This window comes from Streptomyces scabiei 87.22 (assembly GCF_000091305.1).
In the GTDB taxonomy this organism is placed as follows: Bacteria; Actinomycetota; Actinomycetes; order Streptomycetales; family Streptomycetaceae; genus Streptomyces; species Streptomyces scabiei.
In genome coordinates this window covers 8,277,167-8,292,995 of record NC_013929.1, presented here as the reverse complement: position 1 = coordinate 8,292,995, position 15,829 = coordinate 8,277,167, and the positions used below count along the sequence as shown (strand labels likewise).

Sequence of the window (15,829 nt, the reverse complement as noted above, 5' to 3'; positions counted from 1 at the left end):
GTCACATTCCTCGTCGTGGAGGGGTCGTCGGACCCGCTCCCTGGCCGCCGGCGGCCACCTGCCGCAGATACGGATTGGTGGCGCGCTCCTGGCCGATGGTCGTCTGGGGGCCGTGGCCGGACAGCACCACGGTCGAGTCGTCGAGCGGCAGGCACACACGCGCCAGCGAGTCGAGCATCTCGGCCATGTCACCGCCGGGCAGGTCGGTGCGTCCGACGGAGCCGGCGAACAGCAGATCCCCGGAGAAGAACACCGAGGGGATCTCCGTGTTCTCGGGCATCCGGAAGGTCACCGACCCCTTGGTATGGCCCGGCGCGTGCGAGACGGCCAGTTCCAGCCCGGCCAGCTCCAGCTTCGAGCCGTCGGTCAGCTCCCTGACGTCACCGGGCTCCCCCACGGTCAGCTCGCCCATGAGCGGCATGCCGATGGAACGGCCGAGCGCCTTCTCGGGGTCGCTCATCATGTACCGGTCCTCGGGGTGGATCCAGGCCGGCACGTCGTGCGCGCCGCACACCGGGACGACCGAGGCCACATGGTCGATGTGGCCGTGGGTGAGGACGACGGCGACGGGCTTGAGCCGATGCTTCTTCAGCGTCTCCTCGACTCCCTGGGTGGCCTGGTGGCCCGGGTCGATGATCACGCACTCCTCACCGGCGGCGGGGGCGACCAGATAACAGTTGGTCCCCCAGGCCCCGGCGGGGAACCCGGCAATGAGCACGATCGTCCTTCTTGTGGCCTACGAGGGTGGTGGGTTGCTGTGGATCAGAGCCTACCGGCGCTGCCGTTTCCTCAGCGAACCCATATACGGTACGGGTCACACGCAATCAGTCGACTCGACGGACGCGCGGCAGATCTGTCGGCGGACGAGACGTATGAGGAGAGAACCCCGTGGTCAGCCAGGATCAGCGGCGGCGTCAGCTCGCCCGGGAGAAGTTCTTGCGGCAGCAGCAGCGGCGTACGTCCGCGCGGCGCAAGGCCCATGTCCGCAACGCCGTGATCGCCTCGGTGCTCGGTGTGATCCTGGTGGGCAGCGTGGCGCTGTACACGACCGACGTGCTCAAGGGCGACGACAAGAAGGACAACGCGGGCGCGGAGGTGTCGCAGAGCCCCTCGCCGAGCCCCAGCAAGGCGCCGGATCCGTGCGAGAAGCCGGCCGCGGGCAAGGTGGAGAAGCTCACCTTCAAGAAGGAACCCGCGATCACGATCGACAAGACCGCGACGTACACGATGGATCTGCGGACGACCTGCGGTTCCATCCCCATAACGATGGACGCGGCGAAGGCCCCGCACACGGTCAACTCGTTCGACTTCCTGGTCAACAAGGGCTACCTGGACCACACCAAGTGCCACCGCCTGACGACGCAGGGCATCTACGTGCTGCAGTGCGGTGACCCGCAGGGCACCGGCATGGGCGGCCCCGGCTACACGATCCCGGACGAGAACCTCAAGGACCCGCGTCTGAAGGGCGACACGTACCCGGCGGGCACGGTCGCGATGGCCAACCAGTTCAACGGGCAGACGGGCGAGGGCAAGAACAGCGGCGGCAGCCAGTTCTTCCTGGTCTTCCAGGACAGTCCGCTTCCGGCCAACTACACACCGTTCGGCACCATCTCCAAGGCCGGGATGAAGGTCCTGACGAAGATCGCCAAGGCCGGTGAGAACACCGGCCAGGGTGATGGGACGCCCAATGCGACCGTCGTGATCAACAAGGCGACTGTCAAGAAGTCCTGACCACCGACGGTGAAATTTCGGTCGCGCGGGATGCGGACAGGCAACCCGCCGGTCGCCTATGTTGGCCGTGACGAAACTGTGGACGATGCCCGGGGGTGCTGAGGCCCCTTGCAGGCATCATGTGGAGGAGGCGCTGTGAGCAGCGACCCGTGGGGCCGCGTCGACGAGACGGGGACCGTGTACGTGCGTACGGCCGACGGCGAGCAGGTCGTCGGTTCCTGGCAGGCCGGCTCCCCCGAGGAAGCGCTGGCCTACTTCGAGCGCAAGTACGAGGGCTTGGTCGTCGAAATCGGCCTCCTCGAGAAGCGGGTGAAGACCACCGATCTGTCGGCGAAGGACGCATCGGTCGCGATCGACCACATCCGCGAGCAGGTGGACGCGCACCACGCGGTCGGCGACCTGGACGCGCTCAAGGTGCGGCTGGACAAGCTGGTCGAGACGGTCGACGCGCGCCGCGAGGAGCGCAAGCAGCAGCGGGCGAAGCAGTCCGACGAGGCCCGGCACGCCAAGGACGCCCTGGTCGCCGAGGCGGAGGAGCTGGCCCAGTCCGACCAGTGGCGCTCCGCCGGTGAGCGGCTGCGGGCGCTGGTGGACACCTGGAAGGGTCTGCCCCGGCTGGACCGCAAGTCCGACGACGAGCTCTGGCACCGCTTCTCGCACGCCCGCTCGGCGTTCTCCAAGCGTCGCAAGGCCCACTTCGCGCAGCTCGACGCACAGCGCGAGGACGCCCGCAAGACCAAGGAGAAGCTGGTCGCGGAGGCCGAAAGCCTGTCGAACTCGACGGACTGGGGTCCCACGGCGGCGCGCTACCGCGAGCTGATGGCCGACTGGAAGGCAGCGGGCCGCGCCCAGCGCGAGCACGAGGACGACCTGTGGAACCGCTTCCGCGGCGCCCAGGACGTCTTCTTCGCCGCCCGCAGCTCGGTGTTCGCCGAGCGGGACGCGGAGCAGTCGGAGAACCTGAAGCTCAAGGAGGAGCTGGCCGGGGAGGCGGAGAAGATCCTTCCGGTGACGGATCTGAAGTCGGCCCGTGCCGCGTTCCGCTCGCTCAACGAGCGCTGGGAGGCCATCGGCCATGTCCCGCGCGACGCCCGCCCGAAGGTCGAGGGCCGGATGCACGCCGTGGAGCGGGCCATCCAGGAGGCCGAGGAGGCGGAGTGGCGCCGGACCAACCCGGAGGCCCGCGCCCGTGCCGCCGGTCTCACGGGCCAGCTGCAGGCCGCCGTGGACAAGCTGCGCGGCCAGATCGAGGCGGCCCGCGCCCAGGGCAACAACGCCAAGGCAGACAAGCTCCAGCGTGAGCTGGACGGCCGTCAGGCCCTGCTGGACCAGGCGCTGAAGGGTCTGCAGGAGTTCGGCGGCTGACGCCTCCGACGGCAGGCATGTGAGAGGGGCTCCCGTACGGTCCGTACGGGAGCCCCTCTCACATGTGCGGTGCGGTGCCGTGCCTACGGCCGCCGCGCCGAGGTCACCCGGTACACGTCGTAGACGCCCTCGACGCCGCGTACGGCCTTCAGGACGTGGCCCAGGTGCTTCGGGTCGCCCATCTCGAAGGTGAACCGGGAGGTGGCGACGCGGTCGCGGGAGGTCTGCACGGCGGCCGACAGGATGTTGACGTGCTGGTCGGACAGGACGCGGGTGACGTCCGACAGCAGCCGGCTGCGGTCCAGGGCCTCGACCTGTATGGCCACCAGGAAGACCGAGGACTGGGTGGGCGCCCACTCGACCTCCAGGATCCGCTCCGGCTCGCGGGAGAGCGACTCGACGTTGACACAGTCGTTGCGGTGGACCGAGACGCCGCTGCCGCGGGTGACGAAGCCGATGATGGGGTCGCCGGGGACGGGGGTGCAGCAGCGGGCGAGCTTGACCCAGACGTCGTCGACGCCCTTGACCACGACACCGGGGTCGTTGCTGCCGCGGCGTTTGCGGCTGCGGCCCCGGGTGGGCGGTACGGACTCGTCGATCTCCTCGGTGGCCGCCTCCTCGCCGCCGAGCGCCTGGACGAGCTTCTGCACGACGCTCTGCGCGGAGACATGACCCTCGCCGATGGCCGCGTAGAGCGCGGAGATGTCGGGGTAGCGCATCTCGTGGGCGAGGGTGACGAGCGAGTCGCCGGTGAGGATGCGCTGGATCGGCAGGTTCTGCTTGCGCATCGCGCGGACGATGGCGTCCTTGCCCTGCTCGATGGCCTCGTCGCGCCGCTCCTTGGAGAACCAGGCCCGGATCTTGTTGCGGGCCCTCGGGGACTTGACGAAGTTCAGCCAGTCCCGGGACGGTCCGGCGCCGGCGGCCTTGGAGGTGAAGACCTCCACGAGGTCGCCGTTGTCCAGGGTCGACTCCAGCGGGACGAGCCGTCCGTTGACGCGGGCCCCTATGGTGCGGTGGCCGACCTCGGTGTGCACCGCGTAGGAGAAGTCCACGGGTGTCGCGCCGGCCGGCAGCGCTATCACGTCGCCCTTGGGCGTGAAGACGAAGACCTCGTTGCGGGACAGGTCGAAGCGCAGGGACTCCAGGAACTCGCCGGGGTCCTCGGTCTCCTTCTGCCAGTCCAGCAGCTGGCGCAGCCAGGCCATGTCGTTGAGGTGGTCGTCCTTGCCGGTGGTCCTCGGCTGGTCCGACCGCACCTTGGAGGCGCCGGCGACGGCCTCCTGCTTGTACTTCCAGTGCGCGGCGATGCCGTACTCGGCACGGCGGTGCATGTCGAACGTACGGATCTGGAGTTCGACGGGCTTGCCGTTGGGTCCGATGACCGTCGTGTGCAGCGACTGGTACATGTTGAACTTGGGCATCGCGATGTAGTCCTTGAACCGCCCCGGAACCGGGTTCCAGCGGGCGTGGACGGTGCCCAGGGCCGCGTAGCAGTCGCGGACCGTGTCCACCAGGACGCGGATGCCGACCAGGTCGTAGATCTCCGCGAAGTCGCGACCGCGGACGATCATCTTCTGGTAGACGCTGTAGTAGTGCTTGGGGCGGCCGGTGACGGTCGCCTTGATGCGGGCGGCCCGCAGGTCCTGCTGGACCTCGTCGGTCACTATGGCGAGGTATTCGTCGCGCTTCGGTGCCCGCTCGGCCACCAGCCGGACGATCTCGTCGTACATCTTGGGGTAGAGGATCGCGAAGGCGAGGTCCTCCAGTTCCCACTTGATGGTGTTCATGCCCAGGCGGTGGGCGAGGGGCGCGTAGATCTCCAGGGTCTCGCGCGCCTTCTTCTCCTGCTTCTCGCGCTTGAGGTAGCGCATGGTGCGCATGTTGTGCAGGCGGTCGGCGAGCTTGATGACCAGGACGCGCGGGTCCTTGGCCATGGCGACGACCATCTTGCGCACGGTCTCCGCCTGCGCGGCCTCGCCGAACTTGACCTTGTCCAGCTTGGTGACGCCGTCGACGAGCAGTGCGACCGAGTCGCCGAAGTCGCGGCGGAGCTGGTCGAGGCCGTACTCGGTGTCCTCGACCGTGTCGTGCAGCAGCCCGGCCATCAGGGTGGCCGGATCCATGCCCAGCTCGGCGAGGATGGTGGTGACGGCGAGCGGGTGGGTGATGTACGGGTCGCCGCTCTTGCGCTTCTGGCCGCGGTGCCAGCGCTCGGCGACCTGGTAGGCCTTCTCGATCTGGCGGAGCGTCGACGTCTCGATCTTCGCGTCGTTGCCGCGCACGATCCGCAGCAGTGGCTCCAGGACCGGGTTGTACGGGTTGGAGCGCTGCACGCCGAGGCGGGCGAGGCGCGCGCGTACGCGGTTGGAGGAGCCGGAGCGCGCGGGCTGGCCCGTGGCCGCGGGGCGGGGCGCGGGCGCCGGGCTCTCGGCCGGGTCCGGCTTGGGGCGCGAGGGGCCGGCGGCCTTGTCGGCGGGCGCGGACTGGGCGTGCTCGACCGGGCTCTGCGCGGACTTCGCCGTCGCGGGGGTCGCGGGCTCGGTCGCGTCCGGCGCGGGCTCGGCCGCGGGGCCCGAGGCGGACTCGGGCTTGGCGGCGGTCAGGTGCTGGGCCTCGTCTGCCAAGAGGGCTCCTCGTGCGCGATCCGGGTCCCCCGGTCAGGCTCCGGAGCACCCATGGTAGCGATCCCGCGTCCCGGGATCGCCTTCAGGCCACCGGGAGGGCTGTGTACTGGAGAAACACCAGAGGCGGGCCCCTGAATTCCAGGGGGCCCGCCTCTGTGGGATGCCGGGGTGGTCACGGGTGCCGGCCGGGTCCGCGGGACCCGGCGTCGGCGGTCGTGTCACCCTTCGGACACCGCGCCGGTCAGGCGACGGTGTCGTCCTCCTTGCAGTTCTTCGGCGTGTGGCCGGCCTTCGTGTTGCAGGCCTTGAGCGTCACCGGGGTGTTCTCCGTGAGGTTGCCGGTCTTCCAGTCACTGCAGTAGCCCGCGGGGTGGCCGGAGGTCGTGGAGGTACGGTCCCAGGTTCCGTTGCGGTTGACATCCAGCCAGACCGTCACGCCCCACCCGTCCTCCTTGGCGTCACAGGCCCGGATGGCATCGCCGGGGACGTCCCCGAACTCGCCGGGGTGGTCCACCGGGTCCTGGTTGAAGTTGCCCCAGTCCTTGAAGTCGTTGATCTTCACCGCGAGAAGAAGGCCCGTGCCCGCCTGGGCGGGGCTGGCCGCCGCGCCGAGGAAGGTGGCGGCGGCGATGGCGGTGATGATCGGCAGAGTGCGCAGGCGCATGAAATTTCCCCCTGTGTTCCGTGGCACGGGTCCGTCGGGGGAGCACGGAGGCACGCCTCGGTGAGACGCACTGTGTATGGCCGGCTGTTCCCCCTGCGCCGGGACCATGGTCATGTGGTCGGTGTGGCGCGTGATCATCCCACCGCAATGATCCGCACATGTCAATCATGATTCCCGAACGGGAACGATCTCCGCCGGCCGCCACCGTGCGCCCGTGCCCGCGTCGTGGCGGAGCATGGAGCGGAACGGCGAACGGTGCCTCCGTGACACGCCGTTGCCGGCGCGCCTCGGAGGCACCGTGGACGTACTCCCGGACCCGGTCCGCGTTCAGACCTGGATCAGCGACTCCAGCGGGGCGCCGGCCAGAGCGTGCTCCAGCCGTGCGCGGCCGCCCAGGAAGCCCAGCTCCATCAGCACCGCCACGCCCGCGACCTCGGCGCCCGCCCGCCGGATGAGCTGCAGGGACGCCTCGGCCGTGCCGCCGGTCGCGAGGACGTCGTCGATGACCATCACGCGGTCGCCCTCGATCAGGTCCTCGGCGTGCACCTCGATCTCGGCCGAGCCGTACTCCAGGTCGTACGCCTGGCTGAGCGTGGCCCCGGGGAGCTTGCCGGCCTTGCGTACGGGGATGAAGCCGACGCCCGCGCGGACGGCGGCCGGGGCGCCCAGGATGAAGCCCCGGGCCTCCAGGCCGACGATCTTCGTGGCGCCGTGCCGGAGGGTCAGCTCCGCCAGCGCGTCCGTCAGCGCGGTGAACGCCGCAGGGTCGGCGAGCAGCGGGGTGATGTCCTTGAACATCACCCCCGGCTCGGGGTGGTCGGCGACGTCACGGATGCGGCTGAGCAGCAGCTCCTTGATGTCGGTCATCGCCGCTTGCCGCCCCGGCCGCGGCTGCGGCCCCCGGACTGGGCGCGCGGGCCGACCACCGCGGGAGTGGCCTCCGCCTGCTCGTCGTCGTACGGTCCGTCGGCCGCCGGCTCCGGGCCGTCCTGCCCGGCCTGGGCCCGCTTGGCGAGGACGCGCTTCTTGAGGGCCTTCAGCTGCGGCTCGCGCTCCTTGAGGTCGGCGACGAGCGGCGTGGCGATGAAGATCGACGAGTACGCACCGGCCGCGAGGCCGACGAACAGCGACAGCGAGATGTCGTTGAGCATGCCCGCGCCGAGGACACCGCCACCGATGAACAGCAGACCGGCGACCGGCAGCAGCGCGACCACCGTGGTGTTGATCGACCGCACCAGGGTGCTGTTGATCGAACGGTTGGCGATCTCGGCGTACGTCCAGCGGGTCTGCTTGGTGATGTCCTTGGTCTGCTCCTTGAGGCTGTCGAAGACGACGACCGTGTCGTAGAGCGAGTAACCGAGGATCGTGAGCAGACCGATCACCGTGCCCGGCGTCACCTCGAAGCCGACGAGGGCGTAGATGCCGATCGTGATCGTGATGTCGTGGATCAGGGCGACGAACGCGGCGATGGCCATCCGCCACTCGAACGCGATCGCCAGATAGATCACCACGAGGACCAGGAAGATGACGAGGCCCTGCCAGGCCTTGCTTGCGATCTGGTCACCCCAGCTGGGGCCGACCAGTTCACCGGCGACGTCCTCCGGCTTCATGTTCATGTCGTCGGCCAGCTGCGCGGAGACCTTGTCGGCCTGGGCCGTCTCGATGCCCGAGATCTGGATGCGGAGGCTGCCCTCGCTGCCGGTGCCGAGCTTCTGGACGATCGCGTCGTGGCCGGACGCCGATTCCGCGTACTTCTCGGCCTGGGCGACCGAGATGCTCGTCTTCGGTGTGGTGAAGACGGCACCGCCCTGGAACTCGATACCCATCGACAGACCGCGGATCCCCAGGCCGGCGATGGCCGCGATGGTGATCAGGATGGATACGCCGTACCAGATCTTGCGGTGGCCGACGAAGTCGTAGCCGACCTCGCCGCGGTGGAGACGGGCTCCGAGGTCGCCGAGCTTCGACATCTCAGGCCTCCTTCGGGTCGGCGGGGACGGCGGGACGGCGGGTACGGCGCAGCGGGGGCCGGGCGCCCAGGCGCTGCGGATCGAGGCCGGACCACTTGTGGCCGCCACCGAAGAACTTCGTACGGGCCAGCAGTGTCAGCAGCGGCTTGGTGAAGAAGAAGACCACCACGACGTCGAGCACCGTGGTCAGGCCGAGCGTGAACGCGAAGCCCTGCACCTTGCCGACGGTGACCACGAAGAGCACCGCGGCGGAGAGGAACGACACGAAGTCGGAGACCAGGATGGTGCGCCGGGCACGCGGCCAGGCCCGCTCCACGGCGGGGCGCAGCGTGCGGCCCTCGCGGATCTCGTCCCGCACGCGTTCGAAGTACACGATGAACGAGTCCGCGGTGATACCGATGGCGACGATCGCGCCACAGACCGCGGGCAGGTTCAGCGCGAAGCCGATGGCCGGGCCGAGCAGTGCCATGAGCACGTACGTCAGTGCCGCCGAGATCAGCAGGGAGGCGATGGCGATGAGGGACAGGCCGCGGTAGTACACGATCAGGTAGATCATGACCAGGGCCAGACCGATCGCGCCGGCGATCAGGCCGGCGTGCAGCTGTTCACCGCCGAGCGCGGGGCTGACGGTGGTGACGCTCGCCGTCTTGAAGGTGAGCGGGAGGGCGCCGTACGACAGCATGTTGGAGAGGCTCTCGGCCTCCTGCTGGGTGAAGCTGCCGGAGATCTCGGCCTTGCCGCCGGTGATCGCGCTGGTCACCTGGGGATGCGAGACGACGTCGTCGTCGAGGACGATCGCGAACTGGTTCATCGGCGAGGTCTGGGCCGCCAGCGCCTTCGTGACCTCGGTGAACTTCTTGCCGCCGGCGTCGTTGAAGTCCATGACGACCTTCCAGCCGCCGCCGTTCTGGGTGTCGAGGACCGCCTGCGCCTTGGTGACGTCCGTGCCGTCGACGCCGACCGGGCCGAGGACGAACTTGCTCCAGGCGCCGTTGTCCTGACCGCACGCGATGATCGTGTCGGTCGTCTTGCCCTTGCCGAGCCCGGCGCGCTGCTTCGGGTCGGAGCAGTCGAGGGCGTTGTACCGGTCGATCAGGGCCTGCGTGGCCTTGTCGGGGGTCGGGCTCGGCGAGGCACCGCCGGTGGCCTTGGCGGACTCCGATGCCTTGGCCGAGCCGGAGGCGCTGGAGGACGGCGTGGGGTCGGCCTTCAGCGCGTCGGTCACCGCGCGGCCCTGCGAGGTGGCGGTGGCCGTCGGGGAGGAGGACCCGGGCGAGGTCGCCTTGTCCGGCTCATCGGCTGCCTTGTCACCGGAGGAGCTGGGCGAGGCGCTGCCGCTGGAGGACTTGCTCGGCGTGGGGCTCGGTGTCGGCGTGCCGCTGTCGGTCCGCAGCAGGGGACGGAAGTAGAGCTTCGCGGTGGTGCCGACCTGGTCCCGGGCCTCCTTGGAGTTCGTGCCCTTGGGAATGTTGACGATGATGTTGCGATCGCCCTGGGTCTGGACCTCGGCCTCGGAGACACCCAGACCGTTGACACGGCGGTTCATGATCTCGACCGCGGTGTCCATGTTGGTCTTGTTGATCGCCGATTCCTGGCCGCTCCTCGCCTCGAGCGTGATGCTCGTACCACCGGCGAGGTCGATGCCGAGACGCGGAGTGGTGTGTCCGGAGGCGAACATTCCCCCGGTGAGCGCCACTAGGGCGATCAGGATGAGGGCCAGCGCGCGCCCAGGCTTGCCCTGGGCGCTCGCGCTCCGGCCCTTCTTCGGTGCTGCCACCTTCTCGTACTCCCTCTCGGGCCGCCGTGCGGGGTCAGCGCGGCGGCGGCCATGACTGGTGTCGGGAGTCCGGGCGAAAACGGCACGTACCCGGGGCGCGGGCGGTTGTCGCTCGCGCTCCCGGGACGTGACTACTTCGCGTCGGACTCGCCGTCGGTCTTCTTCGGCTCTGCTTCGACGGACTTGGCGTCGTCGGCCTCGACCTCGTCGGCCTTGACCTCGTCGGCCTTCGCCTCGGCGGTGTCGTCGGCCGCGTCGTCGGACGCGTCCTTCTTGCCGAGGTCGATGGGCTTGTCGTCGGAAGCGGCGGAAGCGTCGTCGGAGGGCTCGTCGGTCTCGGTGAGGGAGGAGGCGTCGTCCGGGACGACGTCGGACTTCAGGTCGTGCTCGATGCCGTGGACGATGCGGTTGTACTCCTCGTCGGTGAGGACGGCACCGATGGAGTTCTTGGCGAACAGCAGCTCGACGCCCGGCCCGGCGTCGAGGAGGACCGTGTCCTCGCTGACCTCCTTGACCGTCGCGTACATACCCCCGATCGTGCGGACGCCGGAACCGGGCTGCATCTGGTTCCGCATGTCGGCGGCCTGCTGCTGCTTCTTCTTGGCCGATCGGGTCATCAGGATCATGGCCCCGATGAGCACGATGAACGGGAGGAGGGTCACGAGACTCACGGGTCGGAACTTCCTTCACACGACCGCGATGGCGAGCGGCCTGATGGTTGGGGGTGTGTGCGCTGCCGTCAAGGGCGGCATCGGCGGAGTCTAAGCGAGTCCACCGTGATGGAACAACGCACAGCATGTCACCGGGGTTCCATGCCGGGCGAGTACCGCGCCGTCACGAGAGGGTCACGCCCCGAACAGGTCCTGTTGTCCGTTTCCCCCGGTCGTACCGCGTGGCGGGGTGAGTCCGAGGTGGGCCCAGGCGGCGGGGGTCGCGACCCGGCCGCGGGGGGTCCGGGCGAGCAGTCCCTCCCGGACGAGGAAGGGCTCGGCCACCTCCTCCACGGTCTCACGCTCCTCCCCCACCGCGACCGCGAGCGTGGAGAGACCGACCGGTCCGCCGCCGAAGAGCTTGAGCAGGGCTTCGAGGACGCCCCGGTCCAGGCGGTCGAGGCCCCGGGCGTCCACCTCGTAGACGGCGAGGGCGGCCCCGGCGATGTCGCGGGTGATGAAGCCGTCGGCCTTGACCTGCGCGTAGTCCCGTACGCGGCGCAGCAGGCGGTTGGCGATACGGGGGGTGCCGCGGGAGCGGCCCGCGATCTCGGCGGCGCCGTCCGTGTCGATCTCGACGTCGAGGAGGTTCGCCGAGCGATGGATCACCCGCTCCAGCTCGGCGGGCTCGTAGAACTCCATGTGCGCGGTGAAGCCGAAGCGGTCGCGCAGCGGCGGGGGCAACAGTCCCGCGCGTGTGGTGGCGCCGACCAGGGTGAAGGGCGGCAGTTCGAGGGGGATGGCGGTGGCGCCGGGGCCCTTGCCGACGATCACGTCGACACGGAAGTCCTCCATCGCCATGTAGAGCATCTCCTCGGCGGGCCGGGACATGCGGTGGATCTCGTCGAGGAAGAGGACCTCGCCCTCCTGGAGGGAGGAGAGGATCGCGGCGAGGTCGCCGGCGTGCTGGATGGCGGGGCCGGAGGTGATCCGGATGGGGGCGCCCATCTCGGCCGCGATGATCATCGAGAGGGTGGTCTTGCCGAGGCCGGGGGCGCCGGAGAGCAGCACGTGGTCGGCGGTGGCACCTCGCGCGCGTGCGGCCCGCAGGACCAGGTCGAGCTGTTCACGGACCTTCTCCTGGCCGATGAACTCCCCCAGGTCCTTCGGGCGCAGGGCGGCCTCGACGGCCTGGTCCTCACGGTCGGCGACGGAGCCCACCAGCCTCTCGGCGGCGGTGTCGTCGGTCGTGTCGTCCCAGTTCATTGCGTGTGCCTCGTGGTCGTCGTCGCGGTCGGACGGTCGGAGCTGCGGTGCGCGGGCCGGCGGGCCCGGACGGCGGTGTTCAGCGCGTTCTGTTGAGGGTCTGGAGGGCGGCCTTCAGCAGCTGCCCGACCTGGGGCGTGCCCGGGGCGGCCTCCGCCTGGGGGGCCACGGCCGCCACGGCCTCGTCGGCCTCGCGGGTGGCGTAGCCGAGGCCGATCAGGGCGGCGTGCAGCTGGTCGCGCCACCCCTGGGTGACCGGGGTGCCGACCGCGGGAGCGCCCACGGGCTCACCGAGGCGGTCCTTCAGTTCCAGCAGCAGCTTCTGGGCGCCCCTCTTGCCGATGCCGGGAACGGCGATCAGTGCCTTCTCGTCAGCAGTGGCCACCGCCCGGCGGAGCGCGTCCGGGGTGTGCACCGCCAGCATCGCCTGGGCCAAGCGGGGTCCGACCCCGCTCGCGGTCTGCAGCAGTTCGAAGACCTGGCGCTCGTCGTCGTCCACGAAGCCGTAGAGGGTGAGCGAGTCCTCACGGACCACCAGGGACGTGGCCAGCTTGGCCTGCTGTCCCCTGCGCAGCCCGGAGAGAGTGTTGGGCGTGCACTGGACCGCGATGCCGATCCCGCCCACCTCGACCACCGCGGAGTCGGGGGCGAGGGCGGCGACCGGGCCGGAGACGAAGGCGATCATGGCGTACGGCCTTTCGAGGCGTGCAGGGCGACGGCCTGCTGGAGGCGGTTCTGCGCGGGGGCCCGCCAGATGTGGCAGATGGCGAGGGCGAGGGCGTCGGCGGCGTCCGCCGGTTTCGGGGGTGCGTCGAGCCGGAGGAGGCGGGTGACCATGGCGCCGACCTGGGCCTTGTCGGCCCGGCCGCTGCCGGTGACGGCGGCCTTGACCTCGCTGGGGGTGTGCAGGGCGACGGGGATGCCGCGGCGGGCGGCGCACAGCATGGCGACGGCGCTGGCCTGGGCGGTGCCCATGACCGTCCGGACGTTGTGCTGGCTGAACACCCGTTCCACGGCGACGCATTCGGGGCGGTGCTCGTCGAGCCACTGCTCGATACCCTGCTCGATCGCGACGAGGCGCCGGCCCAACTCGGCGTCGGGGGGCGTCCGTACGACCCCGACACCGAGCATGGTGAGCGGCCGTCCGGCGACTCCCTCGACGACGCCCACGCCGCACCGCGTGAGTCCGGGGTCCACCCCTAGTACGCGCACGCGCCCCCTCCCACTCCCTCGCCTGTTCGTGCAGGCTATCTGCTGCCACCGACAACGGCGGCGGGCCGGTGGGTGTGTCCCACCGGCCCGCCGGAGCTGCCGTGTCCGCGGAGCGTTACGCGTCGACCTTGGCCATCACGTCGTCGCTGACGTCGAAGTTGGCGAAGACGTTCTGGACGTCGTCGCTGTCCTCCAGGGCGTCGATCAGCTTGAAGATCTTCCGGGCGCCCTCCTCGTCCAGCTCGACCTGCATGGTCGGGACGAAGTTGGCCTCGGCGGAGTCGTAGTCGATGCCCGCCTCCTGGAGGGAGGTGCGGACCGCGACCATGTCGGTGGCCTCGCTGAGCACCTCGAAGGCCTCGCCCAGGTCGTTGACCTCCTCGGCGCCCGCGTCGAGCACGACCTCCAGGACGTCGTCCTCGGACAGCTCGCCCTTGGGGACGATGACGACGCCCTTGCGGTTGAAGAGGTACGAGACGGAACCCGGGTCGGCCATCGAGCCGCCGTTGCGGGTCATGGCGACGCGGACGTCGGAGGCGGCGCGGTTGCGGTTGTCGGTGAGGCACTCGATGAGCACGGCGACACCGTTCGGACCGTAGCCCTCGTACATGATCGTCTCGTAGTCGGCGCCGCCGGCCTCGAGGCCGCCGCCGCGCTTGACCGCGGAGTCGATGTTCTTGTTCGGGACCGACTGCTTCTTCGCCTTCTGGATGGCGTCGTACAGAGTCGGGTTGCCCTCGATGTCGACGCCGCCCATCCGGGCCGCGACCTCGATGTTCTTGATCAGCTTCGCGAAGAGCTTGCCGCGCTTGGCGTCGATCACGGCCTTCTTGTGCTTCGTCGTAGCCCATTTAGAGTGGCCGGACATCTGCCTGTCTCCTTCGCGTAACCCATCTCTGCAACGAACCCCAGAGATCCTACAAGGACTCCGCGGCCTTGTTCGCGCGCACCATCTCGACGAACAGCGCGTGCAGCCGGTGGTCGCCGGTCAGCTCCGGGTGGAAGGACGTGGCGAGGGCGTTGCCCTGGCGCACGGCGACGATGTGGCCCTCGTGCTCGGCCAGCACCTCCGTCCGGGCGCCCACGGACTCGACCCAGGGGGCGCGGATGAAGACGCCCTCCACGGGGGCGCCGTCCACGCCCTCGACGTCGACCGCCGCCTCGAAGGACTCGTTCTGACGGCCGAAGGCGTTGCGGCGCACGATCATGTCGATGCCGCCGATGGTCTCCTGGCCCGAGCGCGGGTCGAGGATCTTGTCGGCGAGCATGATCAGTCCGGCGCAGGTGCCGTAGACGGGCATGCCGTCGCGCACGCGCGCGCGGAGCGGCTCCATCACGCCGAACAGCACGGCCAGTTTGGAGATGGTGGTGGACTCGCCGCCGGGGACGACGAGGCCGTCCACCTCGGCGAGTTCCTCGGGGCGCCGCACCGGCCTGGCCACGGCGTCGGCCGCGGCCAGGGCGACGAGGTGCTCCCGTACGTCGCCCTGGAGAGCCAGGACGCCTATGACGGGGGTGTCGCTCATGGGTGCTTACCAGCCCCGGTTCGCGTAGCGCTCGGCCTCGGGGAGGGTGTCGCAGTTGATGCCGACCATGGCCTCGCCCAGGTTGCGGGAGGCGTCGGCGATGATCTTCGGGTCGTCGTAGAAGGTGGTGGCCTTCACGATGGCGGCGGCGCGCTTGGCCGGGTCGCCGGACTTGAAGATGCCGGAGCCGACGAAGACGCCCTCGGCGCCGAGCTGGCGCATCAGCGCGGCGTCGGCGGGGGTCGCCACGCCACCGGCGGAGAAGAGGACCACCGGCAGCTTGCCCAGCTCGGCGACCTCCTTGACCAGCTCGTACGGGGCGCGCAGCTCCTTGGCGGCGGCGTACAGCTCGTTGTTGTCGTAGCCGCGCAGGCGGGCGATCTCGTTCTTGATCTGGCGCAGGTGGCGGACGGCCTCGACGACGTTGCCGGTGCCGGCCTCGCCCTTGGAACGGATCATCGCGGCGCCCTCGGCGATGCGGCGCAGGGCCTCGCCCAGGTTGGTGGCGCCGCACACGAACGGGGTCGTGAACGCGAACTTGTCGCTGTGGTTGACCTCGTCGGCCGGGGTGAGGACCTCGGACTCGTCGATGTAGTCCACGCCGAGGGACTGCAGGACCTGGGCCTCGACGAAGTGGCCGATGCGGGACTTGGCCATGACCGGGATGGAGACGGCCTCGATGATGCCCTCGATCATGTCGGGGTCGGACATCCGGGCCACGCCGCCGTCCTTGCGGATGTCGGCAGGGACCCGCTCCAGGGCCATGACGGCGACGGCGCCCGCGTCCTCGGCGATCTTGGCCTGCTCGGGGGTGACGACGTCCATGATCACACCACCCTTGAGCTGCTCGGCCATGCCGCGCTTCACGCGGGCGGTGCCGGTCTCGGGGGTCTGGGCGGAGTTGGAGAGCGTGCTGGACACGGGTTTGACCTCGCTCGGGGGAAGCTCGGGGAAGGGTTTCTGCAATCCCCGAGGAAACGCGAGGGGAACAGGCCACTGCAAGGGCCAATGGGGAGGCGGTGGATCGTTTTGTGGGGGTGC

15 protein-coding genes are annotated in these 15,829 nt (G+C 69.9%); 2 read left to right on the top strand and 13 right to left on the bottom strand.

All coding sequences use genetic code 11. The features are described 5' to 3' along the window. Window position 1: 1 nt before the first annotated feature. Window positions 2-718 (bottom strand): MBL fold metallo-hydrolase, encoded by a 717-nt coding sequence (locus tag SCAB_RS35920; protein WP_013005016.1) that lies wholly within the window; start codon window positions 716-718, stop codon window positions 2-4. A 170-nt stretch (window positions 719-888) separates the two neighbouring features. Between SCAB_RS35920 and SCAB_RS35915 the strand changes: the two genes are divergently transcribed. Together SCAB_RS35915 and SCAB_RS35910 are read left to right on the top strand one after the other, a co-directional pair. Then, window positions 889-1,731: a peptidylprolyl isomerase gene (locus SCAB_RS35915; RefSeq protein WP_013005015.1), complete on the top strand. Its 843-nt coding sequence runs from the start codon at window positions 889-891 to the stop codon at window positions 1,729-1,731. Between the two features lie 135 nt (window positions 1,732-1,866). Next, a complete protein-coding gene (locus SCAB_RS35910; protein ID WP_013005014.1) occupies window positions 1,867-3,096 on the top strand; it encodes a DUF349 domain-containing protein in 1,230 nt (409 codons plus the stop codon). An 83-nt stretch (window positions 3,097-3,179) separates the two neighbouring features. Here the strand turns inward: SCAB_RS35910 and SCAB_RS35905 are convergent, their stop codons facing one another. The 12 genes from SCAB_RS35905 to pdxS all read right to left on the bottom strand — a co-directional run bounded on the left by SCAB_RS35905 (window position 3,180) and on the right by pdxS (window position 15,709). After that, window positions 3,180-5,723, bottom strand: coding sequence for a RelA/SpoT family protein (locus SCAB_RS35905; RefSeq protein WP_013005013.1), 2,544 nt, complete (start codon window positions 5,721-5,723; stop codon window positions 3,180-3,182). 241 nt (window positions 5,724-5,964) lie between these two features. Further along, window positions 5,965-6,387: a hypothetical protein gene (locus tag SCAB_RS35900; RefSeq protein ID WP_037725677.1), complete on the bottom strand. Its 423-nt coding sequence runs from the start codon at window positions 6,385-6,387 to the stop codon at window positions 5,965-5,967. Window positions 6,388-6,714: 327 nt separating this feature from the next. Beyond that, window positions 6,715-7,254: an adenine phosphoribosyltransferase gene (locus SCAB_RS35895; protein ID WP_013005011.1), complete on the bottom strand. Its 540-nt coding sequence runs from the start codon at window positions 7,252-7,254 to the stop codon at window positions 6,715-6,717. After that, the gene (gene secF, locus SCAB_RS35890) at window positions 7,251-8,357 is read right to left on the bottom strand and encodes a protein translocase subunit SecF (protein ID WP_013005010.1); all 1,107 of its coding nucleotides are present in this window, start codon (window positions 8,355-8,357) and stop codon (window positions 7,251-7,253) included. Before secF ends, SCAB_RS35895 begins: the two co-directional genes overlap by 4 nt. Window position 8,358: 1 nt before the next feature. Then, a complete protein-coding gene (gene secD / locus SCAB_RS35885; protein ID WP_013005009.1) occupies window positions 8,359-10,134 on the bottom strand; it encodes a protein translocase subunit SecD in 1,776 nt (591 codons plus the stop codon). A 131-nt stretch (window positions 10,135-10,265) separates the two neighbouring features. After that, complete coding sequence (gene yajC, locus SCAB_RS35880; protein ID WP_013005008.1) at window positions 10,266-10,805, bottom strand: preprotein translocase subunit YajC; 540 nt, start codon at window positions 10,803-10,805, stop codon at window positions 10,266-10,268. Window positions 10,806-10,979: 174 nt separating this feature from the next. Then, the gene (gene ruvB, locus SCAB_RS35875; protein ID WP_013005007.1) at window positions 10,980-12,050 is read right to left on the bottom strand and encodes a Holliday junction branch migration DNA helicase RuvB; all 1,071 of its coding nucleotides are present in this window, start codon (window positions 12,048-12,050) and stop codon (window positions 10,980-10,982) included. A 79-nt stretch (window positions 12,051-12,129) separates the two neighbouring features. After that, window positions 12,130-12,735 (bottom strand): Holliday junction branch migration protein RuvA, encoded by a 606-nt coding sequence (gene ruvA / locus SCAB_RS35870; RefSeq protein WP_013005006.1) that lies wholly within the window; start codon window positions 12,733-12,735, stop codon window positions 12,130-12,132. Further along, a complete protein-coding gene (ruvC, locus tag SCAB_RS35865) occupies window positions 12,732-13,262 on the bottom strand; it encodes a crossover junction endodeoxyribonuclease RuvC (RefSeq protein WP_013005005.1) in 531 nt (176 codons plus the stop codon). The genes ruvA and ruvC overlap by 4 nt, the downstream gene beginning before the upstream one ends. Before the next feature lie 115 nt (window positions 13,263-13,377). Beyond that, entirely contained in the window at window positions 13,378-14,130 is a 753-nt protein-coding gene (locus SCAB_RS35860) for a YebC/PmpR family DNA-binding transcriptional regulator (RefSeq protein WP_013005004.1), read from the bottom strand. Window positions 14,131-14,179: 49 nt separating this feature from the next. Continuing rightward, the gene (gene pdxT / locus SCAB_RS35855; RefSeq protein ID WP_013005003.1) at window positions 14,180-14,788 is read right to left on the bottom strand and encodes a pyridoxal 5'-phosphate synthase glutaminase subunit PdxT; all 609 of its coding nucleotides are present in this window, start codon (window positions 14,786-14,788) and stop codon (window positions 14,180-14,182) included. Between the two features lie 6 nt (window positions 14,789-14,794). After that, window positions 14,795-15,709: a pyridoxal 5'-phosphate synthase lyase subunit PdxS gene (gene pdxS, locus SCAB_RS35850; RefSeq protein WP_037725669.1), complete on the bottom strand. Its 915-nt coding sequence runs from the start codon at window positions 15,707-15,709 to the stop codon at window positions 14,795-14,797. Between the last annotated feature and the right edge of the window lie 120 nt (window positions 15,710-15,829).

Bases quoted from the DNA above. Each gene is read 5' to 3' on its own strand.
- SCAB_RS35900 (WP_037725677.1), bottom strand. From the start codon at position 6,387: ATGCGCCTGCGCACTCTGCCGATCATCACCGCCATCGCCGCCGCCACC.
- SCAB_RS35895 (WP_013005011.1), bottom strand. From the start codon at position 7,254: ATGACCGACATCAAGGAGCTGCTGCTCAGCCGCATCCGTGACGTCGCC.
- secF (WP_013005010.1), bottom strand. From the start codon at position 8,357: ATGTCGAAGCTCGGCGACCTCGGAGCCCGTCTCCACCGCGGCGAGGTC.
- ruvB (WP_013005007.1), bottom strand. From the start codon at position 12,050: ATGAACTGGGACGACACGACCGACGACACCGCCGCCGAGAGGCTGGTG.
- ruvA (WP_013005006.1), bottom strand. From the start codon at position 12,735: ATGATCGCCTTCGTCTCCGGCCCGGTCGCCGCCCTCGCCCCCGACTCC.
- SCAB_RS35860 (WP_013005004.1), bottom strand. From the start codon at position 14,130: ATGTCCGGCCACTCTAAATGGGCTACGACGAAGCACAAGAAGGCCGTG.
- pdxT (WP_013005003.1), bottom strand. From the start codon at position 14,788: ATGAGCGACACCCCCGTCATAGGCGTCCTGGCTCTCCAGGGCGACGTA.